The sequence below is a fragment of the Ensifer sp. ENS06 genome (genome assembly GCF_014852205.1).
Lineage (GTDB): Bacteria > Pseudomonadota > Alphaproteobacteria > Rhizobiales > Rhizobiaceae > Ensifer > Ensifer adhaerens.
Genome location: NZ_JACVBC010000001.1, coordinates 888,709 through 914,575, shown reverse-complemented (window position 1 = coordinate 914,575; position 25,867 = coordinate 888,709). Strand labels below are relative to the sequence as shown.

18 protein-coding genes, 1 pseudogene and 1 riboswitch are annotated in these 25,867 nt (G+C 63.1%); of the genes and pseudogenes, 8 read left to right on the top strand and 11 right to left on the bottom strand.

The window, feature by feature from the left end; all coding sequences use genetic code 11:
* Positions 1-103 precede the first annotated feature (103 nt).
* The 4 genes from IB279_RS04480 to IB279_RS04465 all read right to left on the bottom strand — a co-directional run bounded on the left by IB279_RS04480 (position 104) and on the right by IB279_RS04465 (position 7,623).
* Positions 104-2,290, bottom strand: coding sequence for a methyl-accepting chemotaxis protein (locus IB279_RS04480; protein ID WP_246801852.1), 2,187 nt, complete (start codon positions 2,288-2,290; stop codon positions 104-106).
* A 330-nt stretch (positions 2,291-2,620) separates the two neighbouring features.
* On the bottom strand, positions 2,621-4,699 hold the full coding sequence (gene mcpU / locus IB279_RS04475; protein ID WP_246801872.1) for a methyl-accepting chemotaxis protein McpU: 2,079 nt from the start codon (positions 4,697-4,699) through the stop codon (positions 2,621-2,623).
* 378 nt (positions 4,700-5,077) lie between these two features.
* Positions 5,078-5,830, bottom strand: a complete 753-nt coding sequence (locus IB279_RS04470) for a crotonase/enoyl-CoA hydratase family protein (RefSeq protein ID WP_113187035.1) — start codon at positions 5,828-5,830, stop codon at positions 5,078-5,080.
* Positions 5,831-5,841: 11 nt separating this feature from the next.
* Positions 5,842-7,623, bottom strand: coding sequence for an acyl-CoA dehydrogenase (locus IB279_RS04465; RefSeq protein WP_113187034.1), 1,782 nt, complete (start codon positions 7,621-7,623; stop codon positions 5,842-5,844).
* Positions 7,624-7,912: 289 nt separating this feature from the next.
* Here IB279_RS04465 and IB279_RS04460 point away from each other — a divergent pair, with 289 nt between their 5' ends.
* Positions 7,913-8,902: a transporter gene (locus tag IB279_RS04460; protein WP_113187033.1), complete on the top strand. Its 990-nt coding sequence runs from the start codon at positions 7,913-7,915 to the stop codon at positions 8,900-8,902.
* 76 nt (positions 8,903-8,978) lie between these two features.
* Positions 8,979-9,413 (top strand): VOC family protein, encoded by a 435-nt coding sequence (locus IB279_RS04455; RefSeq protein ID WP_113187032.1) that lies wholly within the window; start codon positions 8,979-8,981, stop codon positions 9,411-9,413.
* A gap of 130 nt (positions 9,414-9,543) precedes the next feature.
* Here the strand turns inward: IB279_RS04455 and IB279_RS04450 are convergent, their stop codons facing one another.
* Entirely contained in the window at positions 9,544-9,972 is a 429-nt protein-coding gene (locus tag IB279_RS04450) for a BA14K family protein (protein ID WP_034801454.1), read from the bottom strand.
* 416 nt (positions 9,973-10,388) lie between these two features.
* Here IB279_RS04450 and IB279_RS04445 point away from each other — a divergent pair.
* Positions 10,389-11,426 (top strand): annotated as a pseudogene (locus IB279_RS04445) (glycoside hydrolase family 25 protein); the annotation flags it as partial.
* Between the two features lie 221 nt (positions 11,427-11,647).
* Here IB279_RS04445 and IB279_RS04440 read toward each other — a convergent pair.
* Together IB279_RS04440 and IB279_RS04435 are read right to left on the bottom strand one after the other, a co-directional pair.
* Positions 11,648-12,742: a hybrid-cluster NAD(P)-dependent oxidoreductase gene (locus IB279_RS04440; protein WP_034801131.1), complete on the bottom strand. Its 1,095-nt coding sequence runs from the start codon at positions 12,740-12,742 to the stop codon at positions 11,648-11,650.
* A 1-nt stretch (position 12,743) separates the two neighbouring features.
* Positions 12,744-13,988: an aromatic ring-hydroxylating dioxygenase subunit alpha gene (locus IB279_RS04435; RefSeq protein WP_113187030.1), complete on the bottom strand. Its 1,245-nt coding sequence runs from the start codon at positions 13,986-13,988 to the stop codon at positions 12,744-12,746.
* A 103-nt stretch (positions 13,989-14,091) separates the two neighbouring features.
* A riboswitch (cobalamin riboswitch) is annotated at positions 14,092-14,293 on the bottom strand.
* A 317-nt stretch (positions 14,294-14,610) separates the two neighbouring features.
* On the opposite strand from IB279_RS04435, the gene IB279_RS04430 reads away from it, so the two are divergent.
* The 3 genes from IB279_RS04430 (at position 14,611) to IB279_RS04420 (ending at position 17,840) form a co-directional block, all read left to right on the top strand.
* Entirely contained in the window at positions 14,611-15,210 is a 600-nt protein-coding gene (locus tag IB279_RS04430; protein WP_060602176.1) for a DUF6656 family protein, read from the top strand.
* Positions 15,211-15,287: 77 nt separating this feature from the next.
* Complete coding sequence (locus IB279_RS04425) at positions 15,288-16,262, top strand: L-threonylcarbamoyladenylate synthase (RefSeq protein ID WP_060516346.1); 975 nt, start codon at positions 15,288-15,290, stop codon at positions 16,260-16,262.
* Between the two features lie 144 nt (positions 16,263-16,406).
* The gene (locus IB279_RS04420) at positions 16,407-17,840 is read left to right on the top strand and encodes an FAD-binding oxidoreductase (protein WP_113187029.1); all 1,434 of its coding nucleotides are present in this window, start codon (positions 16,407-16,409) and stop codon (positions 17,838-17,840) included.
* A 67-nt stretch (positions 17,841-17,907) separates the two neighbouring features.
* Here the strand turns inward: IB279_RS04420 and IB279_RS04415 are convergent, their stop codons facing one another.
* Complete coding sequence (locus tag IB279_RS04415) at positions 17,908-20,382, bottom strand: DUF1217 domain-containing protein (protein WP_034801120.1); 2,475 nt, start codon at positions 20,380-20,382, stop codon at positions 17,908-17,910.
* Positions 20,383-20,725: 343 nt separating this feature from the next.
* On the opposite strand from IB279_RS04415, the gene IB279_RS04410 reads away from it, so the two are divergent.
* Entirely contained in the window at positions 20,726-21,292 is a 567-nt protein-coding gene (locus tag IB279_RS04410; protein WP_034801118.1) for a DUF6101 family protein, read from the top strand.
* Between the two features lie 401 nt (positions 21,293-21,693).
* Here the strand turns inward: IB279_RS04410 and ubiA are convergent, their stop codons facing one another.
* The 3 genes from ubiA to IB279_RS04395 all read right to left on the bottom strand — a co-directional run bounded on the left by ubiA (position 21,694) and on the right by IB279_RS04395 (position 24,520).
* The gene (gene ubiA / locus IB279_RS04405; protein ID WP_060516351.1) at positions 21,694-22,653 is read right to left on the bottom strand and encodes a 4-hydroxybenzoate octaprenyltransferase; all 960 of its coding nucleotides are present in this window, start codon (positions 22,651-22,653) and stop codon (positions 21,694-21,696) included.
* 74 nt (positions 22,654-22,727) lie between these two features.
* On the bottom strand, positions 22,728-23,534 hold the full coding sequence (locus IB279_RS04400) for a MipA/OmpV family protein (protein ID WP_113187028.1): 807 nt from the start codon (positions 23,532-23,534) through the stop codon (positions 22,728-22,730).
* Positions 23,535-23,704: 170 nt separating this feature from the next.
* Positions 23,705-24,520: a helix-turn-helix domain-containing protein gene (locus IB279_RS04395; protein ID WP_113187027.1), complete on the bottom strand. Its 816-nt coding sequence runs from the start codon at positions 24,518-24,520 to the stop codon at positions 23,705-23,707.
* Between the two features lie 109 nt (positions 24,521-24,629).
* On the opposite strand from IB279_RS04395, the gene IB279_RS04390 reads away from it, so the two are divergent.
* Positions 24,630-25,826, top strand: coding sequence for an MFS transporter (locus tag IB279_RS04390; RefSeq protein WP_060529835.1), 1,197 nt, complete (start codon positions 24,630-24,632; stop codon positions 25,824-25,826).
* Positions 25,827-25,867 lie beyond the last annotated feature (41 nt).

The window sequence follows — 25,867 nt, the reverse complement described above, 5'->3', positions numbered from 1 at the left end:
GTTATCGTTCGACTTGAAGCGTCTGCCAGACTGATTCACGCTTGCGTGCTATCCTCTTGTTTTTGCACTCGTCTTAGCGTGAGCCGCGGACGGCGGTCCGTCGTCACGCCGCGCGGCGGCGGTGTCCACCCCCACCTGCGTAAGAGCCCTGCCCTTCTCCGAGGTTGAACTGGGCGAGCAGCGCATTGAGCGAGGCTGCTTCCGACGCCAAACCATGGCTTGCCGCCGTCTGTTCCTCGACCATGGCCGCGTTCTGTTGCGTGCCCTGATCCATGGTGTTGACCGCCGTGTTGATCTCCTGGAGGCCCGTCGACTGCTCGCGCGTCGCGGTCACGATCGCGCTCACATGCTTGTTGATCTCATGAACTTCGGCAACGATCGTCTCCAGTGCCTTGCCGGTATCGCCGACCAAGGTCACGCCGTTGCGGACCTGGTTTCCCGAGGTGGTGATCAGCGCCTTGATCTCCTTGGCGGCCTGTGCCGAGCGCTGGGCGAGTTCACGCACTTCCTGAGCAACAACGGCAAAACCCTTGCCGGCTTCACCGGCACGGGCCGCCTCGACGCCGGCATTCAGCGCGAGCAAGTTGGTCTGGAAGGCGATATCGTCGATGACGCCGATGATATTGGAGATCTCGCCCGAGGACTTCTCGATCGCATGCATCGCGTCTACGGCGTTGGCAACGACTTCGCCGGACTTCTCAGCGCCGGCACGGGTGCGGGCGACCAGCGCGCCGACCTCTTCAGCCCGGCGGGCGGAGTCCTTGACCGTCGTAGTGATCTCTTCAAGCGCTGCGGCGGTCTCCTCGACCGAGGCTGCCTGCTGCTCCGTGCGGCGGGCGAGATCGTCGGCGGCCGAGCGGATCTCGGTCGCGCCGGCGTCGATGCCGCGGGCATTGGCACCGACAGCGCAGAGCGTGTCGTGCAGCTTGGCGACCGAATTGTTGAAGTCGGCTCTGAGACTGTCGAGGCGATCGGCGAAGGGGTTGTCGATGCGGTAGGCGAGATCGCCGTCAGCAAGACGGCCAAGGCCCGTCGCGAGACCGTTTACAGCCTGCTGGATTTCGGCCGCATTGCGCGCCTTCTGCGCTTCGCGTTCCAGACGTTCGCGTTCCGATAGCGAGCGGTTCGCATCCGCCTCGCTTTCGAGCTGCATCTTGGCGATCGTCGCATCACGCAGGACACGCAGCGACCGGGCGAGATCGCCGATCTCATCCTTGCGCTCGGCCTCGGACAGGTCGACGTCGGTCTCGCCAGCGGCGATCTGGCCGGTGACGCCGATGACATTGGCGACGCGCTTGCGGAAGCGGCTCGCCAGTGTCCAACCGACGATGATCATGATCGCGGCGGCAACGGCAATGACGGCGATCGAAATCATCGCGAGATGCGAAAGGCCGGCAAAGACCGTGGCTTCGGGCACCGAGACCACGACGTACCATTCGGTGTCGGGCAGCAGGTTGACCGGTACGGCGACGGCCAGATGCCCGCTGCCATCCGTGTGCTTCAGCGCGAAGGCCTGGCCGGTGTGGCTCAGGAGGTCACCCCACCCCTCACCCGCGAGCGGCGTGTCTTTCAGCACCTTGCCGAGGACCTTGGCATCCGGATGGCTGATGATGCTGCCATCTTTGCTGAGCAATGAGACGAAACCGGTGCCGAAGGGCTTCAGTTTGGCGAGTTCGGTCGAGAGTTCGCCGAGCGCCATGTCGACGCCGACCACACCGATGAAGGCGCCGTCCTTCTTCAGCGGCACCATGATCGAGGTCATCAGCACGTCCTTGCCGTTGATCGGGTAGACATAAGGCTCGGTGACCATGTCGAGGCCGGTCTTCTTCGGGATCTGGTAGTAGTCGCCGGGACCCGGCTTGTCATAATCGGCCAGCGCCTCGTGGATCACCTTGTCGCCGGAGCGGGCGATATAGGGAACGAAGCGGCCGGTCGCGTCATGGCCGGGCTTGCCGACGAATTCGGCGTCCTTGCCGTCGAAGGCGTTCGGCTCCCAGCCGGTGCTCATGCCGACGGCAAGCGGATTGTCGACGATCCAGCGTTTCATCAGGGTTTCGATTTCGGCGCGCGACGGCTCGCCGGTGCCCTTTACCGCATAGAGCGCGGAGCGGATGTTGTTTGCGAGCGTCTTTGCCTCGGCAAACTTCGTCTCGACGCTGCGCGCGCTTGCGGATGCGGCATTGGTCATTTCGGCGATGCTGCGCTCGCGCAATTGCTGATAGGAGAGCCAGAAGACGACGGCGGCGGTGACCATGGAGGTCAACAGGCCGGTCATCACGATGGCGAACATGTTTCTTGCCGTTGCAGTCTTTAGGATCACCGTATGTCTCCCCTCGCGCCTCCGCCGTTGCGGTCGTGCGCGGCCAAATCATCGATTGCGTGACGGGCACGCTGAGCATTGGGACAGGTGTCTGGGGCACATCGCGATGATGAATGCTGGAGGCGACGTGCGGGCGAAGTCATTTCGCGGCGAAGAAACGGTATGCGCGAGCGCTTTATCAAAGCTTAAGAAACAAGGGGATGACTCGCGATCCTGCAGTGAAAAGCGAGAATCCTGATGCACTGCGCAAAGAAAAGGCCCGGTCTCCCGGGCCTTTTGCTTCTCAAATGTCGGCGAGGACTAGGCTGCCCGGCGGCGGTGGCTGGTCGCTGCCGCGTATACGCTCTGCGTATCGCCGAGGTTAAACTGGGCCAGCAGTGCGTTGAGCGAGGCTGCTTCCGACGCCAAACCATGGCTTGCCGCCGTCTGTTCCTCGACCATGGCCGCGTTCTGTTGCGTGCCCTGATCCATGGTGTTGACCGCCGTGTTGATCTCCTGGAGGCCCGTCGACTGCTCGCGCGTCGCGGTCACGATCGCGCTCACGTGCTTGTTGATCTCCTGGACTTCGGCGACGATCGTCTCCAGTGCCTTGCCGGTGTCGCCGACCAAGGTCACGCCGTTGCGGACCTGGTTGCCGGAGGTGGTGATCAGTGCCTTGATCTCCTTGGCCGCATTGGCCGAGCGCTGGGCGAGTTCACGCACTTCCTGCGCGACGACGGCAAAACCCTTGCCGGCTTCACCGGCACGGGCCGCCTCGACGCCGGCATTCAGTGCGAGCAAGTTGGTCTGGAAGGCGATGTCGTCGATGACGCCGATGATGTTGGAGATCTCGCCCGAGGACTTCTCGATCGCATGCATCGCATCTACGGCGTTGGCAACGACTTCGCCGGACTTCTCAGCGCCGGCACGAGTGCGGGCGACCAGCGCGCCGACCTCTTCAGCCCGGCGGGCGGAGTCCTTGACCGTCGTGGTGATCTCTTCAAGCGCTGCGGCGGTCTCTTCGACCGAGGCTGCCTGCTGCTCGGTGCGGCGGGCGAGATCGTCGGCGGCCGAGCGGATTTCCGTCGCGCCGGCATCAATGCCGCGGGCATTGGCACCGACGGCGCAGAGCGTGTCGTGCAGCTTGGCGACCGAGTTGTTGAAGTCGGCGCGCAGGCGATCGAGACGATCGGCAAAGGGATTGTCTATGCGATAGGCCAGATCGCCGTCAGCAAGACGGCCGAGACCGGTTGCCAGACCATCGACGGCCTGCTGCACTTCGGCAGCATCGCGCGCCTTCTGCGCTTCGCGTTCCAGTCGCTCGCGTTCCGACAGCGAACGGTTCGCATCCGCTTCGCTTTCGAGGCGGGCGCGCTCGACTGCATTGGCCTTGAAGACGGCGACGGCGGCGGCCATCGAGCCGATCTGGTCGGTCCGCTCTTCGCCGGGGATCTCGACGTTGTGGTTACCCGACGCGAGCTTCTCCATCGCGCTGGTCATGTCCGTAACCGGGCGGATGACGAGGCGGTTGAGGAAGGTCGCGAGGAAGACGAGCATCACGCCGACCGCAAGGATCGTGGCGATGGTCGCGGCAATGCGGAACTGATCGATCGCCGAATAGGCGGCGTCGGCGTCGATGACGAAGCCGACATACCATTCGACTGAGGGCAGGCCTTGGACCGGAACGAAGCTCACCAGCATCGGCTTGCCGTCGAGCTCGGTGTTCATGATACCGGAGCCGATTGCCGGTGTGTCGATCGGGAAGGCATCGGCGAGCGACTTGGTGACCAGCTTGGCATCGGGATGAACCAGGATCTGGCCGTCCTTGCTGGCGAGGAAGGCAAAGCCTTCACCGCCGACATCGACGCCCTTGATCATCGTCACCAGGGTATCGAGCGAGAAGTCGCTGGCGGCAACGCCATAGAGCTTGCCGTCGCGCTTGACCGGAACGGCGGCGCTGATGATCAGCGCGCCGCTGGACGCGTCGACATAGGGTTCGGTCAGCACGCGAGCGTCAGCCTTGACGGCCTGCTGGTACCAGGGGCGCTGACGCGGATCATAGCCTGCCGGCATCGGATTGTCGGGCCAGGTGATGAACTTGCCGCTTTCGTTGCCAACATAGGTCGACATGAATTCGCTGGTGAGAACGTCGTTCTTCAGGATCGGCTGGACCCCACCGTCATCCGCGACGTTGCCGGTGGCATCAGCCACCATCGCCGTCAGCGTGACGCGGCCGTTCAGCCACTTGGCGACGCTCTGCGCGGCCTGGGTGCCGGAGGAGGCAATGTTCTCCTCGACGGCCTTGGTGGTCGTGTCGCGCTGCAGGCTGTCGATGTAAACGGAAAAGCCGGCGAAAGCGCCGACGACGACACAGGACGCGGCAACGAGAATGCGCGTCATGAGGTTCGATCGCTTGGACAAGGTGGGCTCCCAATGGGTGCCGGCGGCGACCGCCGGACATGAGCTCTTGATGATTTTCGCGCAGCATCCCTCGTCCGTCCGCTAAGACGGCGCGCAGAGGCTGACGGGAAAACGTTGAACATGCCCGAAGGCGGGGCCAGCCCTGCTTCATGCGGCTGGGGCCATCCCAAAATAGGGATAGGCCTATCGCGCAGGACGCTAGCGACCGGTATTTAAGAACAAATTAAAATTGATCTATTCAAGTTCGCGATGGCGGCGGCAACGGGATCTTTACCGCGGGACGGGTAAGAGCCTGCCCCCGAATGCAAAACGGGTGCACAGCGGCACCCGTCTCACCCATCACAAATCCAAACTGGTTTAGCGGCGCATGAACGCCTCGAAGGCGGCCCGCGCCTCGGTACTCTTCAATTGCGCGGCGAAGTGCTTCGCCTCTTCGTCGATACGCGCCAGCACGTCGCTGCGGTCGCCACGGACGAGATCGCGAGCGATGCGAAGCGCCTCCGGCGGCTTCTTGGCGAGCCGGCCGGCAAGCGCCAGGGTTTCGCGCTCGACCGCGTCCGCGCCGACAATCTTCCAGATCAGTCCCGCGTCCACGGCCTCGCCTGCGGTGAGCGGTTCGCCGGCGGCAAGCAGCGCGAAGGCCCGCTGGTGACCCATGATGCGCGGCGCGATCAGGCTGGAGGCCGCTTCCGGCACCAGCGCCAGGTCGACGAAGGGCGTCTTGAAGACCGAGCGCTCGGACGCAATCGTCAGGTCGCAATGCAGATGGATCGTCGTGCCGATGCCGATCGCGAGACCGTCGACGCCCGAGACGACAGGCTTCGTTGCGGTCGCGAGCACCTTCAGGAACTCGATCACCTCCATGCCCATGGAACCGCCCATCGCGAAGGCGAGGAAGTCGGCCATGTCGTTGCCGGCGGAGAAGCAACCATCGGTGCCGAGAAAGGCGGTGGCGCGCACGGCCGGATCGGTAGAAGCGACCGTCAGCGCATTGGTCATCTTCGCGTACATGTCGCGCGTGATGGCGTTTTTCTTTTCCGGCCGGTTGAAGCGGATCACCTGGACGCCGGGGTGGGCTTCCGGCCGTTCGATGAGCACGTGGTCGGTCATGATGGGTCCTTTCAGGCCAGAACAGCGCGAGCGACGGCGAGGCTGTCGGCACCGTTGACGACACGGTCTTTCAGCGCGGCAGTCTCGGCCAGCAGGTTTTCGGCGGTGAAGCGGCAGAGCGCAATGCGCTGATCGTCCTTGCCATCGCTGACTTCCGCCAGACCACCCTTTGCGAGATAGGCGCCGGTCAGCGCCAGGCCGAAGAGCCGCTGGTAGGCGGTGGCGCCGGCGAGTGCTTCTGTGAGCTTGCCGCCGGCAACCGCCGCAATCAGCCACTCGGTCGCGGCCGAAAGATCGTCCAGCGCCGCATCGAGGCGTGCAGCCGTCTCGCCAAACCCGTCGCGGTTCGAGGCACGAACTGCCGCGGCGATCTCGCGCAACTCGGCAATGAAGCCACGCACGTGGCCGCCATCGGAAAGCGGCAGCTTGCGGGTGACGAGGTCGATCGCCTGGATGCCGTTGGTACCCTCGTAGATCGGCGCGATGCGGGCGTCGCGCAGATAGCGGGCAGCACCCGTTTCCTCGATAAAGCCCATGCCGCCATGCACCTGGATACCCATCGAGGCGACATCGACGCCGGCGTCGGTCGAGAAGGACTTGGCGATCGGCGTCAGCAGGCTGGAGCGTTCCTGCCAGAACTTCGCCTTTTCGCCTTCGGCTGCATGCCCCATGTCGACGGCGTGGGCGCAGGCGTAGGAAATCGCGCGCGAGCCCTGCGTCAGCGCCTTCATCGTCAGGAGCATGCGGGCAACATCCGGGTGCTCGATGATCGGGCTCATGCCCTGCCCCGTCCAGCCAGGCGCCTTGCCCTGGGTGCGTTCCTTGGCAAAGGCGATCGCCTTCTGCGTCGCGGCGTCGGCAATGGCCACACCCTGCATGCCGACGGCCAGGCGGGCGTTGTTCATCATCGTGAACATGCAGGCGAGGCCGCGGTTCTCCTCGCCGATCAGATAGCCGATAGCGCCCTTTTCAGCGCCGAACTTGCCGTCGCCATAGATCATCGTGCAGGTCGGCGATCCATGGATGCCGAGCTTGTGTTCGAGCGACTGGCAGAAGAGATCGTTGCGCTCGCCGAGCGAACCGTCCGCGTTGACCAGGAATTTCGGCACGAGGAACAGCGAGATGCCGCGGGTGCCGGCCGGCGCGTCCGGAAGGCGCGCCAGCACCAGATGGACGATGTTGTCGGTGAAATCGTGTTCGCCCCAGGTGATGAAGATCTTCTGGCCGAAGATGCGGTAAGTGCCGTCGTCGCGGCGCTCAGCGCGGGCCTTGAGCCCACCGAGGTCGGAGCCGGCATGCGGCTCGGTCAAGTTCATCGTGCCGGTCCATTCGCCGGAGACCATCTTCGGCAGGTAGGTGGCCTTGAGTTCATCGGAACCGTGCTTTTCCAGCGCCTCGACAGCGCCCATGGTGAGCGTCGGGCCAAGCGCGAAGGCCATGGAGCCGGCGTTCCACATTTCCATGGCGGCGACGTGCAGCATATGCGGCAGGTTCTGGCCGCCGAAGTCTTCCGGGGCCGTCAGCCCGTTCCAGCCGCCGGCGATCCAGTTGTGGTAGAGATCGCGCCAACCGTCTGGGGTCTCGACCTTGCCTTCGACGAGGCGCGACCCCTGCTTGTCGCCGATGTCGCCAAGCGGCGCCACCTCTTCCGTCGCGAACCGACCGGCCTCCGAAAGGATGGCATCGACCAGGTCTTCACCGAGATCACCCAGCGCGCCCGATTGCAGCGCATCGCCCATGCCTGCCACGTGCTTCAGCGTGAATGCGATCTCGTCGACGGGTGCCTTGTACATGATGATCCTCCCAGATAGCCAGGTCGCGCCGGGCGCGGCCTCGTGCGCCGAACACTATTGATTTTTACGTAAACGTCAACGTCAATTGCCGTCGGCTTCCCGAACATCGGGCTACGGCCGCCCGTAACAAAACTGTCATCAACGGCGCATAGAAGCCAAGACAGACAGTGCCGCGCGTCGTCGCAGGACGCGCGACTGTCACTTTAGCACTTTGAATGGCTGCATGTTCCTCCCTCCCGTTGCCAACGATGGATCGGAACAGGCAGCGGACCCTGGACAAGGCGTTCAGATGAACCTGATTTCCCCTGAAATACCCGGCATCGTCTGGGCCTATCGTTTCCTGCCGGGCGAAAGCCGCTGCCAGCGGATCGCCACCGACGCCTCGATCGACAGCCTGCTATCCGGGGAAGGATGGGTGTGGGTTCACCTCGCGCTCTCGGACGCGCGAACGCCTGCGGTCATCGAGCGGATCGGCAACCTGCCGCCGCTCGCAGTCGCCACGCTGACGAGCCACGACACCCAGGCGGCCATCACCGTTTCGGACGATATCGTGCACGGCACGCTCGTCGATTTCGAGCGCACCTTCGACGCGGTGACGAAGACGATCGGCTGGCTGCATTTCGCCGTGAGCGACCGCATCATCATCACCACCCGCCTGCATCCTTTGCGCAGCATCGACCGCGTCAAGGCAGCGGTGGAAAAGAGCACGAAATGCGCACGGCCGATCGACCTCTTCGAGATGATCGTCGTCGAATTCCAGCGCACGCTGATCTCGCTGGTTCTGGAACTGACCGAGGATCTGAACGTCATCGAGGACCATGTTTATGGCGAGGCCGGGCATCGGCAGCAGCCGGGGCTTGCGCCGCTGCGGCGCACGGTGGTGCGGCTGCATCGGCACCTTCGCACGATCCTCGCCTTGCTCAGGCGGGCGGGCGCATCGGATGAGGACGAGGTACCGCCCGGGTTCATCGACGCCGCCGAGCGGCTTTCCGACCGGCTCGAAGCGGTCGACCGCGACGTCTTCGCGCTGCAGGAACGCGCGCGTCTGCTGCATGAAGAGATCGACAGCAAGATCTCGTCGGAGACCAATCGGCATCTTTACATCCTGTCGCTGATGACCGCCTTCCTCCTGCCGCCGACGCTCGTCACCGGCTTCTTCGGCATGAACACCGGGGCGCTGCCCTTCGCCGACGGCACCGGCACGCTCTATGCGGCGTTGTTCATCGCACTCTCCATGGGCTTTGCCTGGTGGATTCTCCGGCGGATCGGCATTCTCTGAGACGCGGTTCGGAACCCTCCCCAGGCGTTCGGTGTTGTTTGGAGCGACGTCCCCGTAGACCGTGGAGATTGGAAACATGGCGCTCAAGCGAATGGACAACATAGGCATCGTCGTCGAAGACCTCGAAGAGACGGTCGATTTCTTCCGCGAACTTGGCCTTGAGCTCGAAGGGCGGGCGACGATCGACGGGGAATGGGCCGGGCGTGTCACCGGGCTCGGCGATCAGCATGTCGAAATTGCCATGATGCGCACGCCGGATGGCCACAGCAGGCTCGAGCTTTCCCGTTTCCTCGCGCCACCGGTCGTCGCCGATCACCGCACTGCCCCGGTCAATGCGCTTGGCTACCTCCGCATCATGTTCGCGGTCGACGACGTCGACGAGACGGTTGAGCGGCTCCGCAAACGCGGCGCGCAGTTGGTCGGCGAAGTGGTCCAGTATAAGGACGCCTATCGGCTTTGCTATATCCGCGGTCCCGAGGGCCTGCTCATCGGGCTCGCCCAAGAACTTTAGCCACTGCAGGACAAGTTGTCGCCAGGCACGGCGCGATCATCGCCAGGCCCATCGCTCCCAGCTATGGCGGCCTCATGTGATCCCAGGCGAAGAAGGGCCAGAAGCGGAAGCGCCCGGCCCTGCCTACCCTTTAACCATAGGGCGAATAGCACTGGCGGCGCGGGCCGCCATAGGGCTGATAGGTATTGTCGTAGGCCCGGTATGAGCGGTAGCGGTCGTAGCACCACTGCACATGGCGGCTGCCATAGACGGGGGCAGGACGCGTGTAGCGCGGCGGCTGGGCGATCGCTCCACCGATAATCACTCCGGTGCCGAAGGCTGCCATCGGATACCACCAGCCATTGTAGTAGCGATAGCCAGGGCGGCGGTAGTTATAACCGCGGTAGCCGTTGTAGTAGTAATAGCCGCCACGACGCTCCATGCCCGGTCGGCGATACTGGACGTTCTGTGCATCGCTCTGCCGCTCAAGGCGCGGCGGTGTCGGCGTGAAGGCCTGCGACGGGGCGGCCGACGTCGCCAGCACAGCCACCGCAACGGCCACGGAAAACCACCGGCTCATCCCGGACTTCAGCACGTTCTTCATAAAATCCCTCCATCACCGAACGCATTTTGCGCGGCCCGGTTTCGGGTTGCCGCGGCATTTCAACCTTTCCATGATTTCACCCGGACCGAGGCCGATACGGGGATGTCCCTCAGCCGGGAAATCCGAAATCGACCGATAACGCATAAGTCACCGGTTTTGTTCCATCTTCCGCCTCCTGCGGGATCAGGTGGCGCGGCCAGCACCCGTTGCTGCAGCAAGGCATTGTCGCATCGTCGACCAACGCCTTCCCGGCTGATCGTCAGATCGCAAACATGAAAGCAATTGCTTATATACAGCCACAGGTCGGTATACATTCGCGCGTCGCTCCCGCACAGTTCGCTCGGGGGCTGGGATTTACGATGCGTTAACGATACTGTCGGCAATCTCAGAGAATGGCAAAGCGGTGTATCTCCACGACAGGGATGATTCTGCGCCTCGCGACCTTCATCGGTCTGACTTTCGCGGCGGCGATCGCACGCGCCGGTGAACTGGAGCCCTGGAAGACCAAGTCGAATGCCATCATCGTCGACGCCTATGAGATGAACAGCATCGACTGGGAAACGATGCTTGGCGACAAGCGCGTTTCCGGTTTCATCGCCAAGGCCTCCGACGGCCTGCCCGAAAGCTTCTCCTGCACCGGCGACCACAACGGCGACACCTTCAACCACTGCAAGACCATGTGGCGCAAATACGCCGTCAGCCGCGAGCTCTACCAGACCCGCCGGATGATTGCCCGTTCGCACGGGCTGCTGTGGGGTGCCTACCATCTTGCCCGCCCGGGCAATCCCGTCGACCAGGCGAACCATTTCCTCGATTACGCCGATCCGCGCGACGACGAGCTGATGGTGCTCGATCTCGAGGGCATCGATCCGGACAAGTACATGTCGCTGGAGGACGCCGCCATCTTCGCCGGGCACATCAAGACCCGGACCGGGCGCTACCCGATCCTCTATACCAACCACATCACCGCCAAATACATCGCCGCGCACCGGGCCAAACACCGGCTGCTGTCGCGCCTGCCGCTCTGGTACGCCCGTTACAAACCGGATATCCGCCAGGTTTTCCCGATGGGCAACTGGGACAGTTACGCGCTGTGGCAGTTCTCCTCGGGCATCAACTGCGGCAAGCGCCGCTGCCCCTACCGCGTGCCGGGAACGCTTGACGACATCGACGTGAATGTGGCGGCAATGTCGCCGCCGGCGCTGAAAGCGATCTGGGCACAGGGCGCCTTGCTGCCGGAAAAGCCACTGCCGCTGATGCTCGTCGCCCAAGCCGAGCGGGGAACGGTCATGCAGGCGATCGCAAGGGCGACTGCGATGTTTAGCGAGCCGCTGCTCGTGAGCCGCGCTGACGCTACGAGCGGCGCCGGCAGCGGTGTCGACATGCTGGTGACCGGCTCGATCGATTTCGCCCGCCAGGAACGTGCCCTGCAGGTGGCGATCGCCGGCAATGATGCCGCCCAGGGCGCCTGCTCCAAGACGGGGGCCGGCACCGACGCCCCGGCAAGCATTTCCGCCAATCCGATCCCCTGCAACGCGCCCTAAAGCCTGTCGCGTGAAAAGCATTCACGCGACAGGCTTTAAGCGCTTGTTGTTATGCATGTCTTTGTCGCAAAACCGCTGCACACTTTTGCGCGACATCATTAAAGCCTTCAAGCTTCGATCTGGACGTCTCCGAGCGGTCGCGAGCAGCAGGCGAGGATGTAGCCCTCATCGATCTCGTCGTCGAGAATGCCGCCATTGTGGCTCATATCCACCTCGCCTGAGACCTTCATCACCCGGCAGGTGCCGCAGATGCCGCCTTCGCAGGCAGCGCCGATGCGCACGCCGTTGGCGCGCGCCGCCTGCAGGATCGTCTGGCCGGGCTTGGCCTCGATCTCCTTGCCGCTCATGGTGAAGGCGATCTTGGCGGCCTGGACCTCGCCCTCGTCACCGGCGCCGGCGCGCACGGCAATCTCTTCCGCCGCAGGTGCGGCGGCCGGCTGGAAGCTCTCCTCGTGGTAGCGGCCCATGTCGAAACCGGCCGATTTCAGCATCTCGCGCACGCCGCGCATGAACGGTTCGGGGCCGCAGCAGAAAACGGTGCGGTCCATGAAATCGGGCGCAAGCAGCGGCAGCTTGGCGCCATCAATGCGGCCGCGAAGCCCGTGCCAGCCGTGGCGTGCCTCATGTCCCTCGACGATGAAGCCGAGGTTCAGCCCGGACATCTGCGTCGCCAGAACCTCCAGCTCCGAACGGAACAGCAGGTCCTCCGGCCGACGCGCGCAGGAGATGAAGGTCACATCCGTCTCCGGCACGCAGTCCGCCATCCAGCGCGTCATCGACATCATCGGCGTGATGCCGGAGCCGGCCGAGATAAACAGGTACTTGTCGCCGGGATGGCGGACGAAGCTGAAATCGCCGAGCGGGCCAAAGGCGCGGAGTTTCATTCCGGGCTTCAGGTGCTCGAACATCCAGCGGGTGCCGATGCTGTCTGACTGCGCCTTGACGGTCACGGCGATCGACAGCGGCCGCGAGGGCGTCGACGACAGGGTGTAGGTGCGCATCACTGGCTCGTCGGCGACGGGCAGTTCGAGGGTCACGAATTGCCCGGGCAGATAGCGAAACCAGGCGGGCTTTTCGGCCCGGAAGGTGAAGGTCATGACATCGGCGGTCTCGACAACCGCCGATGTGCATTCGAGCATCTGCTGCCGGTCGATCCAGACGTGGAGCGCGTCGAAATGGTGAAACGAAGAGGCCATCTGCATGTCAGGCGACCCTTGAAAGCGGAGCCGCGTCGCCGGCAAGGCGCTGCTCCATGAACTTGCAGTACCACTCGACGAACTGCATCACGCCACCCTCGTGCTCGGGCGAATAGGGACCGGGCTCATAGGCCGGTGAGCGGATGCCGAAGGCATTTTCCTCGACGATCTGACGGTCCTGGTCGTTGGTCTCGGTCCAGACATGCGTCAGTTCATCTAGATTGTAGTCGACGCCTTCGACCGCATCCTTGTTGACGAGCCACTTCGTCGTCACCTGCGTCAGTTCGGGCCCGAGCGGCAGCACCCGGAAGGTGATGGCGTGGTCGGCGAGCACATGGTTCCAGGTGGTGGGATAGTGGAACATCAAGAGCGTGCCGATCTGGCTCTGGGAGACGTCGGCGGACAGGGCCCGCCTGACGGCGCGGGCGCCCGACATGGTGTAGCTTTCGGCATTGTCGACAAGCGGCATGCGGGCGGCGCGGAACTGACCGGTCGGCGACATCTTAAATTCGCTCGGCAGGCCCTCGGCCTCGCACTTCGCCCAATGTTCGGCGATCACAGGATCATCCTTGGCGCCCTGCACCCCGGTCGCCGTCGGCGCCTCAGGATAGGTGCGGCAGAGTTCCGGATGATTGGCGGCGCAATGGTAGCATTCGCGGTTGTTTTCCCAGACGAGCTTCCAGTTGCCCTTCTCGATGATGGTGCTTTCGAACGCGACCTTGGTTTCGCCGAGCCGATGCGGCGCGAGATACGGCAAGGCCATGTCGCGGAACGCCGTGAAATCCATCGGCTTTTCCGACAGGTTGATGAAGATGTAGCCGCCGACCGTTTCGCAATGGATCGGCTTCAGACTGTGGGCGGCCTTGTCGAAATCCTCTCCCATCTGCCGGGCGAAGAGCAGCGAGCCGTCGAGTTCGTAGGTCCACTGGTGATAGGGACAGACAAGCTTTGCCGACGAGCCTTTCGCCTGCGTGCAGACGCGCGAGCCGCGGTGGCGGCAGGAATTGTGCAGCGCCCGGATGGCGCCCTGGCGGTCGCGGGTGATGACAACGGGGTAGTCGCCGACCTGGACGGTGAAGTAATTGCCGGCCCGCGGGATCTCGCAGTCATGGCCGATAAACAGCCAATCCTTGTACCAGATGTTTTCCAGATCCTGCCTGTAGTAATCGGGATCGATGTAAAAGGCCCGGTCGAGGCTGTAGCCGTCCCGCCTGCCCTTCAGCTTTCGAAGCATATCGTTTCTGGTGTCCATGTCCTGTCCTCATGCGCCATGTTTCGGAGAGGCAGGACAGGAACCCGCACGGGCGCACACCCATGCGTTTGAGGCTCCGATCCGGCTGCCCGCCGCAACCCGTTACGGTTATGTCCGTCAAGGCTGGTTTCCGGGCTCAGGAGCCGTCCTTTCGGACCTGCCCGGCGCCTTCCCGGACGAACCGTCCAGTGGCCTTTGCCGAGGCTTTCGCTCCACCACCGTTGCGGGGGCAGCGCCGGGATTTGACCGGCTTCCCAATTCTCCATCTTCCCTTCGAAGACGGCACCTTGAGTAAGGATATGTAATCGCGGAAGTCGCCTTGGCAGCTGCCCGATAGCGACATCCAATTCCAGAATGACGACACGGAAAAAACCGCCACAAAAGGCCACCGTCTTAGAATTTTTACATTGCAAACATATAGATAGATCACATCTTGGGCATTTGCCGACTTTTGCGGCGCGGTCGGCGCAGATGCGGGAGGGCTTCGCCCGTTTGCGACATCGCGTCAGATAGAGAACGCTAATGATGCAGCCAGGGGGAAATCATTCATTAACCATGAGCCGCTAGCCTAGCCGGCGGACGAGAGAGGTCCTGCAGGCAGGCAGATGGCGCGCTGACGATCATGGCAAAGTTGAGATACTACGACGCGGCAGCCGAGAAGCTGCCGACAATCCCGCCGAAGGTGGCGGTTCATACCGAATTCCTGCGCACCGGCCGGATCAACCGCAGGCAATGGTTGCCGAGCGAACGCCGGTATTTGAGCTATGAGGAAGTCGCAGACAGGACGGGCAAGAAGCTCAGCACCGCCGGCGACACGACCCATAAGCGGATCAACGGGTTCCACACCTCGATCCAGTTCCCGAAGATGATCTTCCACCGCACTCTCGTCGGCCGGCCGCATCTCGGCTACTGTCACGTGACGGCGGCGCGTACGCCGGTTACTCCCTCCAAGGACATCACCTGGTCCTTCTACTTCGCCAACTTCTTCTGCAACCTGGGCGACGAGACGCATTTTTTCGAGAGTATCCAGCCCGGCTATTCACGCATGTACTTCGCCGTCGCCATCGAACCGGGCGCCGAAGCCGGGCAAATGGTCATCAACCGCAACTTTCGTGACAACGGGCTGCTGTTTCGCACGGATGATCCCAAGGTCGCGCTGAAAAACGTACTGATGCTTGGCGCCAAGGATGACGCGTTGCGTCGCATCATTCGCAGCCTCTGAGCCGAACCGGTTCCTTCAAAGAAAATCGTTCTGTTTTTCCGGTGCGTCCGTTAAGGAAGCGTCGGAAAGGAAACGGCATGGCTGAGATCATCGACACGGATAGAGAACCGGACCGCGCGATCGCGCGCGCCTGCGCCGTTCTTGCCGAAGGCGAGCCGGTCGCGATTCCGACCGAGACCGTCTACGGCCTTGCCGCCGATGCTACCAATCCCGATGCGATCAGTCGCATCTACGAGATGAAGGGGCGCCCGCGCTTCAATCCGCTGATCTCGCATGTTTCCGACATGGCGATGGCCGAAGCCCATGTGCATTTCGATCCGATTTCGAGGCAGCTGGCCGAAGCCTTCTGGCCCGGCCCGCTGACGCTGATCCTTCGGCAGCGCGCCGACAGCACGGTTCATGCGCTGGCGTCCGCCGGCCTCGACACGCTCGGTATCCGCATGCCCGACGGTTTCTCGCGCCGGGTAATCGCCCACTTCGGGCGACCACTGGCCGCGCCCAGTGCCAATACGTCGGGCAAGATCAGCCCGACCAGTGCGGTCCATGTGGAAGCCGATCTCGGCGAAAAACTGAAGCTGATCCTCGACGCCGGCCAGGCCCAAATCGGCCTTGAGTCGACGATCATCAAGGTAGACGGCGACGAGATCCGGTTGCTTCGGCCGGGTGGACTCGATGCCGCCGAGATCGAACGCCTGCTTGGCCGTCCGGTGACCCGGCCGGAGACGGCGGGAGCGACGATCGAGGCGCCGGGCATGCTCGCCTCGCACTACGCGCCCGGCGCTGCAGTCCGGCTCGATGCCGCCGAGGTGCATGCCGGCGAAGCCTTGATCCGTTTCGGCGGCAATCGGATCGCCGGCGAAGAGCAGGCGGCCGTCGTTCTCGATCTCAGCCCGACTGGCAATCTGCGCGAAGCCGCCGCCAATCTCTTCGACTACATGAAGCGGGCGGATGCCAGCGGCGCAGAGACCATCGCCTTCGGGCCGATCCCTTCGGACGGGTTGGGGGAAGCCATCATCGACCGGTTGCAACGGGCGGCGGCACCGCGAGGGTAAGATAGTGTGCGGCATCTTCTCTGCACCCACCCTCATCGAACGGCACCAATTGCGGTTATGATCGCCGCCGACCAGTAACCGAGGACCAGATCCTCAGATCGACCGATCCGATAGCGCGCGCAGGCGCAATGCGAAGTGAGGCCCATGACCACCCTTCCCTCTCCCGAACTCATCGCTTCCTTCGCCGAGATCGTCGGCAACACCAACGTGCTGACGGACGAAGCCGACAAGGCGCGCTATCTCGTCGAATCGCGCGGACTCTACCGCGGCACGACGCCGATGGTCCTGCGTCCGGGCAACGTCGACGAGGTCTCGCGCATCATGAAGCTCGCGAGCGCCACCCGCACGGCGATCGTGCCGCAGGGCGGCAACACCGGCCATGTCGCCGGGCAGATCCCGCGGGAGGGCAAGGCAGACATCGTCCTTTCGCTGGAACGGCTGAACCGCATTCGCGACATCGATCCGGTCGGCAATGTCATCGTCGCCGATGCCGGCTGTATCCTCGCCGACATCCAGAAGGCGGCGGACGAGCACAATCGCCTGTTCCCACTGTCGCTCGGCTCGGAAGGTTCAGCCCGCATCGGCGGCAACCTCTCCACCAATGCCGGCGGCACCGCCGTGCTTGCCTATGGCAATATGCGTCAGTTCTGCCTCGGCCTTGAAGTGGTGCTGCCGACCGGCGAAATCTGGGACGGCCTGCGCCGGTTGAAGAAGGACAATACCGGTTACGACCTGCGCGATCTCTTTATCGGTGCCGAGGGCACGCTCGGCGTGATCACCGGCGCCGTGCTCAAGCTTTTCCCGAAGCCGCTCGGGCATCAGGTCGCCTTTGCCGGAGTCGGCAGCGTCGAGCATGCGCTCGCTCTGTTCGAAAAGGCGTCCAGCCTTTGCGGGCCGGCGTTGACCGGCTTCGAGCTGATGCCGCGGCTCGGCGTCGAATTCACCACCAAGCACATCCCCGGCGTTCGTGATCCGATGGAAACGGTCCATCCCTGGTACGCGCTGATCGATATCTCGACGTCCGATAGCGCCGAAAGCGCGGAACGGATGGTGCAGGATCTGCTGGAGCAGGGATATGCGGCCGGCCTCGTCGAGAATGCCGTGATTGCCGCCAACGAGACACAGGCCAAGGCGCTGTGGCACATGCGCGAGAGCATGTCACCCGCACAAAAGCCCGAGGGCGGCTCGATCAAGCACGATGTCTCCGTGCCCGTCTCCAGCATTCCGGCCTTCATGAAGGAGGCGGATGCCGCCGTCATGAAAGCGATCCCCGGCGCCCGCATCTGCTCCTTCGGCCACATGGGCGACGGCAACATCCACTACAACATTTCGCAGCCAGTCGGCGCTGACAAGCAGGCCTTCCTCGACCGCTGGCGCGAAATCAACGCCATCGTCCACGGCATCGTTCTGAGCTACAACGGCTCGATCTCCGCCGAGCACGGCATCGGCCAGTTGAAGCGCGACGAACTCGCCGAGGTCCGGGCGCCGATCGAAATCGAGCTGATGCAACGCATCAAGCACGCGTTCGATCCCGCAGGTATCATGAACCCCGATAAAGTGCTGCGCGCCGACGGTTGACGACGCCCCGTTTCGCGCGGCGCTGCGATGCAGCAACAGGCTTGGGCTGACCGTCAGACGGCGTGCGTCAGCGGCCGCCTGCGCGCAATTGCGAGAGCGACAGCAAGGTCTCGGCACTGACGCCAGCGCTGCCGCCGCCGGTCAGAATCGCGAGACCGGGCGATACATCCTGGTTGTTCTCGACGTCGTAGAGCGCCGTGAAGCGTTGCAGAAGCTTCTCAAGCTGACCCGGCTGCTGCAGTTCCTTGATGTTGACGGTGCGCTCGATAAAGGCCGCCTGGGCCTCGATCTTGGCGTTCTGCAAGCCCTCCGGCATGCTGTAGGCGGTCTTGATGACCTCGAACAGGGCGCGATCGGCCAGGATGTCGTAGGCCGTGTTGATGTCCGAGGCCTTGCGCTTGAAATAGAGCGCCAGGCGAATGCCGCCGTTATCGGCGCCCTCCTTCTCTTCGAGCGACTGATTGAGGAAGAGATCAACGGTGGTGACGAGACCGCGGCGGGTCTGGATCTGCCCTGCCTCGCCCCTGACGATCTTGCCGTCCTTGTCGAAGTTGAAGGACGAGACGATCTCGCGATACTTCAGCCCATTCGGGTCGGTGTTGATGAAGCTCTTCGGATCTTCGAGATCCGACGTGAACATACTCCTGAGATAGTCGGACTTGACCGTCTCCGGATCGATGCCTGCGCCGACGAGAACCATGTCGACCAGCCGGCGGTTCTTGAGGAAGGCATCCAGCGTTTCGATCTTCGCGATCTCGGAGGTGTAATATTTGGCTTCTTCCTGGGCCTTTTCCTTCGCGATCTTCTTCTCGTCGTCCGTGCCGAAGCGGGACTTGGCGACGATATAGGCCCGCGCCGTATTCATGATGTCGCCGTCGCTCTGGGCGAGTTTTGGTGCGCCGAGAGTCCCGTCCGGATTGAAGTTGAACGCTTTCACGAGCTTGACGTAGCGTTCGTCGCGCAGCGTGTTGACGTAGCTTCTGGGATCGTTGAGATCGCTCGTCAGAATGCGCTTCAGATCACGCTTGCTCAGGCCCTCGTCTTCGAGACCGAAGGCGCTGAGCGTGAACTTCAGTACGCCATTGTCGGCCAGCAGCTTGTCGACCGACTCCATCGAATTGACCAGCAGCTTGAAGCGCTTGACCAAGGCTTCGTCTTCGGCATCGCCCTTGTCATTGTAGCGGACCATGTATCCGTCGGACGTCTTCTTCAACTGATCGGCGTCCTGCGCCGTCTTGCCGGGCTGCAGCGTGCCGTCGGGCCGGAAGTTGAAGGCTTTGTGCATTTCCTTAAAGGCGGCATTGTACTCGCCGCCCTGCGTGTTGACGTAGCTGTTCGGGTCGTTGATGTCGCTGGTGAGGATGTTTTCGATCGTCGACGGCACGGTCGTCGACGCTTTGAGGCCGAAGGCCGTGACGAGGTAGTTGAACAGCCGGCTGTCGCTGGTCAGCTCGGAGATGCTGGTGACGCCGGCGATCTTGCCTTCGTAATATTCCTTGTTCAGCAGTGCCCCGGCGCCGGTCAGGCGCGCGCCGCCGAGCGGCGTTTCGCCCGGTTTCTTGAAGACGTAGATGTTGTTGAGTTCCGTCTTCTTTGCGTCGCTTATCGCCTTTTCGCCGGCCGGCACGCTGCCATCAGCGTTGAAGTTAAAGGTTTCCGCCAACTTGATGTAGGTTTCGAGATTGCGGATGCGCCCGTTCAGCGTGTTCAATTCCTCGCCGAGCGATGCGAGCAGCGCGGGCGCCTGGTCGCGTGGCGGAAGCTTGGCATCGAGATCGGCGACGATCGCGTTGTGCTCGTCGATCTTGGCCTGAATCGCCGGCTTGTCGGCAGCGGGCGCCTCCGCCAGTTCGGACGTCAGCCTGTTAATCTCCCCGAGGGACTTGAGCCGCGTCTGAAGGTCAGTCTGCAGCTTGAGCGCTTCTTCCCGCCTCGTCACAGCGGCCGTGCGGCTTGCGGTCAGAGCGGCAGGGTCGCTGGTCAGCGCGTCGCGGACCTCGGTGTAGTTGAACGTCTTCGGGTCAATATCGAAGACGGTGAAGGCAAACGAACGCAGTCGTTCGTTGCCGAGGAACTTGTCGACATCGGTGACGAGATCCATGGCCGCGCCAAAATAGGCCATCTCTCCGCGCATGGCCGTGTCGAGGCTGGCGATCCGCTCGTTGTAGAGACCGATCAGCGCATCCTGCTGTGCGTTGGTTTGAGCCACCGGCTTCGACGAGCTGAAGCTGAAGGCCTGCGCGAAGTTGCGGTAGCGTTCATCGGTGAGACGGTTGGCAAAGCTGCTTTCGTCCGAAAGATCGCTTTCCAGCACCTTGCGCATGAAGGCCTTGGCATAGGTCATGTCCTCCAGGCCATGCGCTTTCATCGCGTATGAGTAGAGTCGATAGTCGTTCAGAAACTCCTCGACAGTTTTCACGCTGCCGATGTTCTCTTTATAATACTCCGCTTCGCGCGCGATCTGCGGCTGCTGGGCAATGCGGTTGAGGCTGCTCCTCATGTCCCGCGTGATGCGACTGTAGTCGAGATAGGTCGATACCATGCCCTGGCGCCTTGTCGGTTACCCATGGGGACAGGCTGGACCCGAGCCCCGAAACAGAATTCTGACGCGTCATGATTGCAGGACTGGCTTGCGTGTGGCTTTTCCCGGCAGGTCGAACGACGGCAAAGGTGCGCCTGATCCGAACGAATGCGGCCGCGCTGTTGACGAAACGGAAACCCTGACCGGTCGGCTTTTGCTAACCATCGAGAAACGCAAAGTTTTCTTAACCGCGAATTTTAAGTCGTTCGGAAAGGGCGCCGCCTATTCTCCCGCTCATAGAGGACGAAAAGTCCCGACGAGAAGACCGGAAACCGGCTCTCAAGGAAAAACAAGGGCGATTGAAATGCGCAACACACTCTCTCAACCCGCATGGGTCGAAAACACGCTCCGTCTTGATCCGCAGCGCTTTCCACAGCAGGCGAGCTACGCCTTGCGCGGTCACACCGGTAATGTCACGATCAGCCTGGACGAGCGTGGCGCAGTTCTGCGCAAGGTGCTACCATCGAGCGGCCTGCCGCTTTCGATCGCACTGCCGGCGCGCGCATTCAAGGGGGTCGCGGCTCGCGCGATCGATCACGGCGACGGAGACGTTACAGTGACGCTGGAACTTCATCACGACGACCCGGACCTCTGTGTCCCGCTGCTCGTCGCACACGACCTGTCCGACATCGCAGCCGACTGGCGCGCCTGGGCAGAAGCTTATCGCATTCCGATGCTCATGGTCGAAGCGGATGGCGTGGCAAGGCCGCTCGAAGAGCACCTTGGCGACGTGCGCACCGCGCCCGTCAAGCCGCGCCGCCGCCACTCCTTCTTCGCAGAGCGCCGCCCGCGCTTCCTCGTGCGCCGCTCCACCGGCACGCTTGGCGTACACATGAAGATCGACGGGCGCGAGATCATCGCCCGCAGCTGATTGAAGAGCCTACCTCCAGCGCGACAGCCGGCCGTTCCCTGCGGCCGGCTGTCGCGTTTGGCGAGGTCAGATCTGTCGGGACATTTTCTTCGTGCACGCATGCACTGGGGTCGTCGCCGCCTCCCCCGACGATTTACCGAATGTTCCCCCGGAAACAGTTGCGTCGCCTTCTTCGTGCCATATGGGCTGCATAGCCAAGACCACGAAAGAAGGAGAAACCCGATGCGCAAGCACATCGCCTCAGTCGTTGCCGCCGTCCTGTCCAGCTTCCGTGCGCGTCACGAGGCGAGGAAGCGCAAGGCCGCCCGCGACATCAGCTGGGCCTGAGATTTTTGCGGCCCGCAACAGGCGGGCCGACCATGGGGCAATGAAGACGATCCTCCGCCGCAACGGAGGATTTTTCATGTCAGGCGCAGGAGAAGCGCCAGCACCAGCCCGGCGAAGATGATCAGACCGACGATGCTGTTGAACTTGAACAGCGCCAGGCACTGTGCAGGATCATGGATGTTCAGGACGAGGATCTGATAGGTCAGCATCGCTGCTGCGATCAGGAGGCCGACATAGGCGACGGCACCGGCGCCGGCTGCGACGAACGACAGAAGGACGAGCAGCGTCGCGATGCCATAAAGGCCGATCAGCCAGGGGCGCGGGTTTTCACCGAAACGCCGCGCCGTCGAGCGCACGCCGATCAGCTCATCGTCCTCCTTGTCCTGGTAAGCGTAGATCGTGTCGTAACCGATCGTCCAGGCGATGGCCGCGCCGTAAAGCAGAACGGCGGCAACCGACAACGTGCCGAATTCGGTCGCCCAGCCCATCAGCGCGCCCCAGGAAAACGCCAACCCCAGAAAGAACTGCGGCCAGTCGGTAAACCGCTTGGCGAAGGGATAGATCGCGACGATCGCCAGCGACAGGATGCCGAGCACGATCGAGAAGGTGTTGAACTGCAGTAGCACGACAAGGCCGACAAGTGCCTGCAGCACCGTGAACACCTTGGCCTGAAGGCGCGAGACACGCCCCGACGGCAGCGGCCGCGAGCGGGTACGGGCAACCTCCATGTCGATGTCGTGATCGACGATATCGTTGTAGGTGCAGCCAGCACCACGCATGGCGATGGCGCCGACAGTGAACAGGAAGCAATGGAACAGGAAGCGGCCGAAGGAGAATTGACCGGCACTCGCCGACACACCCGACGCCAGGGCCACGGACCAGAGGCAAGGCAGCAGCAGCAATTGCCAGCCGATCGGACGGTCCCAGCGGGCAAGCTGCGCATAGGGCCAGAGCGCACGCGGCAGCACGCGATAGACCCAGTTGTTGGACGGCGCGTCCTGAACGCGGCCGGAATCGGCAGAGATTGTGTTCATATCCCTGTTTGACGCCGCAGGCCCGGCCGGTCAAGCGGCGAGATCGCCGCCGACCACGGGAGGAAAACGCCTGATCAGGGAAGCGTGAAATCGAAGCGGTAGGTGGCTGACAGACCGACGAGAACCTGATTGCGGCTGCCGCGTTCGCGAACGAGGCTGGAATCGGCCGCCGGGCCAAGCAGGCGCTTGTATTCGGCATAGGCGCTCGTCTCGAGCTTTTCGGTTGCCTGCCAAGTGATCGCAGCACCGATACCGGCCGAGCCGACGCCGCCATGCGGGGTATAGTTGCTGAGACCGGAGGCCGCCGCCTCGCGATCATTCACGCCGTAATAGGCCGTGTAGTAGCCGCTGCTGGCTGCCGACAGGCGCGGGCCGCCGGAAATGCGGACATTGCTGCTGACATCGGCAAAGGCGTCCGCCGCGACATCGGCAACGACGCCGTGGTGACTGCGGATACCCTGGCGGACTTCGGCGCGCACACGCAGCCAGTCGGTCGGGTAGACCTCGGCAAAGCCGCCGGCTTCACCGCCGAACTTGACCGGATCAAGTCCCTTGAGGTCGCTTGACGTGCCGGCATCGCGTTCGAAAATCAGCTTTCCGACGAGACCGGCGCGGAAGCTGCCCTGGTCGACCAGCGCATAGGACATGTTGTCGTTGCGCGAGGAGAAGCGGACCGTGCTGCCGGCCTTGCCGAGCGAGATCAGCGGGGCCGCCTGGAACATGCGCTTGGAAGCGCCTTCGTATTTCGGGCCGTAAAAGCCGGTGGCGCCGACCTTCAGGTACCAGTCACCGGACCAGAAATGTTGGCCGTCACCGGCGGAGGCGGCATTTGCCGACAGCAAAAGGGTTCCAGAAAGGAAAACAAGAGAACGGATACGCAAGAAACAACTCCGGAAGATTCATTCGCCGGGGCGAAATTGGCCGTGCCGTCGGGCCGAAGGAGGGAGTGGGCAGGAACGGCACAGGGCGAGTTATTGGCCCTTGTTCCTACGATTCCGTTAACCAGGTCAATTCAGCTTTCGTTTCCCATGAGCGCCGTAGCTGCCCGCGGTCACTGGCCGAGATAGGTCTTCAGATAGACGCTCGGCGGGCTGCCGAGCATGCGGCGGAACATCGTCGTAAAGGCCGCGACGTTCTCATAACCGGCATCGAGCGCCACATTGATGATCGGCTCGCCGTCGGCCAGAAGCGGCAGCGAGGCGAAGATGCAGGCCTGCTGGCGCCAGGTGACGAAGCTGACGCCCGTCTCGTTGCGAAACAGCCGCGTGAACGAGCGGCGGCTGAGACCCAGCCTGTCGGCCCACTGGTCGATGCTTGCGGCCGCCGACGGCGCCTGCAGGAATTGCCGGCAGAGCGCCGCAAGCTTTTCGTCGCGCGGGAACGGCAGGCCGAGTGGGCGCTCCTGCAGCCGGCCGATTTCCTCCAAAAGCAGATCAGTCACCAGTTGTTCGCGCCGCTCCGACATCGCCTCGTTCTCTACGCTGACGAGCGCATCGACGAGGCTGCCGGCCAGCGGGTTGATTTCCATGACCATCGGCCGCTCGGCGCGCAAAAGGTCCGGCGCGAAATAGATCGAGTGCATGCGCACGTCGCTGATCATCTCGGCCGAATGCTCCACGCCCGCCGGGATCAACAAAGCGTGGCCGGGCGGCACCATCCACCGCCCGCGCTCGGTGCGCATCAGCACGACGCCGCCGCGCGCCCACCACAGCTGGGTCCGGGTGTGTTTGTGAAAAGGCACGAGGAGGCCGGCATTGTAATCCCGTCCGAGCGCGAGCACCGGGGCGTTTCCCGTCTCGACCCAGTCGAGGTTCCGGAAGTGATCGTCATCGGGAAGCTGCGGCAGCGGATATCGGCGGATCAGCATTTGGCCCACTCACGAAAGAAATCGACCAGATCACAAAAGCAGGCCAACGGCAACCTCAGTAGAGATAGGCCACGCCGCACACAACCTTCGAGACGGCAAGGAATCACCCATGTCTACCGTGACTTCAACTTCCGGGATCTCCCCGGAGAAGACGGCTTTCTCCGTCATCCTGGCAGTCAGCTTCTGCCATATGCTGAACGACATCATGCAGTCGCTGCTGACGGCACTCTATCCGCTGCTGAAGGCGAACTACTCGCTCGACTTCGTGCAGATCGGCCTCCTGACCTTTACCTTCCAGCTGACGGCATCGATGCTGCAGCCGGCCGTCGGCATCATCACCGACCGCTGGGCCCTGCCCTATTCCCTGCCGCTCGCCATGCTGTCGACCTGCAGCGGCCTGATCCTGCTCGCCAACGCCCATGACTTCTGGGTTCTTCTGGTTGCTGCCAGCCTGATCGGCGTCGGCTCGGCGATCTTCCATCCGGAGTCCTCCCGCATCGCGCGCCTCGCCTCCGGCGGCCGCCATGGCCTGGCGCAGTCGCTGTTCCAGGTGGGCGGCAATGCCGGCAGCGCCATGGGTCCGCTGCTCGCCGCCTTCATCGTCATCCCCTTCGGCCAGGGCAGCCTCAGCTGGTTCTCGATCGTCGCGATCATCGGCTTCTTCGTGCTCTCCTGGGTCAGCACCTGGTATGTCCGCCATCGCCGCACGACCATGAGCCGCGCTGCGCCGAGCCGGGCGCTGCCTCTGCCGAAGGGCCGGGTGATGTGGGCTGTTGCCGTGCTCGTGCTTTTGACGGCCACCAAGAACGTCTACATGGCGAGCATCTCCAGCTACTTCACCTTCTTCGTCATCGAGAAATTCGGTATCGACGTACAGCAGGCGCAGTTGATGCTGTTCCTGTTCCTGGGCGCTGCCGCAGCCGGGACCTTCCTCGGCGGCCCGATCGGCGACCGCTACGGCGCCCGCTTCGTCATCTGGTTCTCGATCCTCGGCGTCATCCCCTTCGCGCTGATGCTGCCCTATGCGAACCTCTTCTGGACCGGCGTGCTCTCCGTCATCATCGGCCTGATCTTCTCCTCGGCCTTCTCGGCGATCGTCGTCTTCGCCCAGGAGCTGGTTCCCGGTCGCGTCGGACTGATTGCCGGCGTCTTCTTCGGGTTCGCCTTCGGTTTCGGCGGTATGGGCGCTGCCGTACTCGGCATCTTCGCCGACCGGCAGGGCATCGAGTTCGTCTACACGATCTGCTCCTATCTGCCGCTGCTCGGCATCCTGACGATCCTCCTGCCGAAGCTCCCGACGCGGTAGCCGCTCCGGCAGAAAAAAACAGAAAATCGGACCGGGCGCCG

Excerpts from the sequence above, each read along its gene's own strand:
- IB279_RS04435 (WP_113187030.1), bottom strand. The coding sequence starts at position 13,988 with ATGGACACCAGAAACGATATGCTTCGAAAGCTGAAGGGCAGGCGGGAC.
- IB279_RS04395 (WP_113187027.1), bottom strand. The coding sequence starts at position 24,520 with ATGCTGATCCGCCGATATCCGCTGCCGCAGCTTCCCGATGACGATCAC.
- IB279_RS04460 (WP_113187033.1), top strand. The coding sequence starts at position 7,913 with ATGAACCTGATTTCCCCTGAAATACCCGGCATCGTCTGGGCCTATCGT.
- IB279_RS04480 (WP_246801852.1), bottom strand. The coding sequence starts at position 2,290 with ATGTTCGCCATCGTGATGACCGGCCTGTTGACCTCCATGGTCACCGCC.
- IB279_RS04425 (WP_060516346.1), top strand. The coding sequence starts at position 15,288 with ATGGCTGAGATCATCGACACGGATAGAGAACCGGACCGCGCGATCGCG.
- mcpU (WP_246801872.1), bottom strand. The coding sequence starts at position 4,699 with ATGACGCGCATTCTCGTTGCCGCGTCCTGTGTCGTCGTCGGCGCTTTC.
- IB279_RS04440 (WP_034801131.1), bottom strand. The coding sequence starts at position 12,742 with ATGCAGATGGCCTCTTCGTTTCACCATTTCGACGCGCTCCACGTCTGG.
- IB279_RS04415 (WP_034801120.1), bottom strand. The coding sequence starts at position 20,382 with ATGGTATCGACCTATCTCGACTACAGTCGCATCACGCGGGACATGAGG.
- IB279_RS04465 (WP_113187034.1), bottom strand. The coding sequence starts at position 7,623 with ATGTACAAGGCACCCGTCGACGAGATCGCATTCACGCTGAAGCACGTG.
- IB279_RS04470 (WP_113187035.1), bottom strand. The coding sequence starts at position 5,830 with ATGACCGACCACGTGCTCATCGAACGGCCGGAAGCCCACCCCGGCGTC.
- IB279_RS04390 (WP_060529835.1), top strand. The coding sequence starts at position 24,630 with ATGTCTACCGTGACTTCAACTTCCGGGATCTCCCCGGAGAAGACGGCT.
- IB279_RS04420 (WP_113187029.1), top strand. The coding sequence starts at position 16,407 with ATGACCACCCTTCCCTCTCCCGAACTCATCGCTTCCTTCGCCGAGATC.
- ubiA (WP_060516351.1), bottom strand. The coding sequence starts at position 22,653 with ATGAACACAATCTCTGCCGATTCCGGCCGCGTTCAGGACGCGCCGTCC.
- IB279_RS04455 (WP_113187032.1), top strand. The coding sequence starts at position 8,979 with ATGGCGCTCAAGCGAATGGACAACATAGGCATCGTCGTCGAAGACCTC.
- IB279_RS04450 (WP_034801454.1), bottom strand. The coding sequence starts at position 9,972 with ATGAGCCGGTGGTTTTCCGTGGCCGTTGCGGTGGCTGTGCTGGCGACG.
- IB279_RS04430 (WP_060602176.1), top strand. The coding sequence starts at position 14,611 with ATGGCAAAGTTGAGATACTACGACGCGGCAGCCGAGAAGCTGCCGACA.
- IB279_RS04410 (WP_034801118.1), top strand. The coding sequence starts at position 20,726 with ATGCGCAACACACTCTCTCAACCCGCATGGGTCGAAAACACGCTCCGT.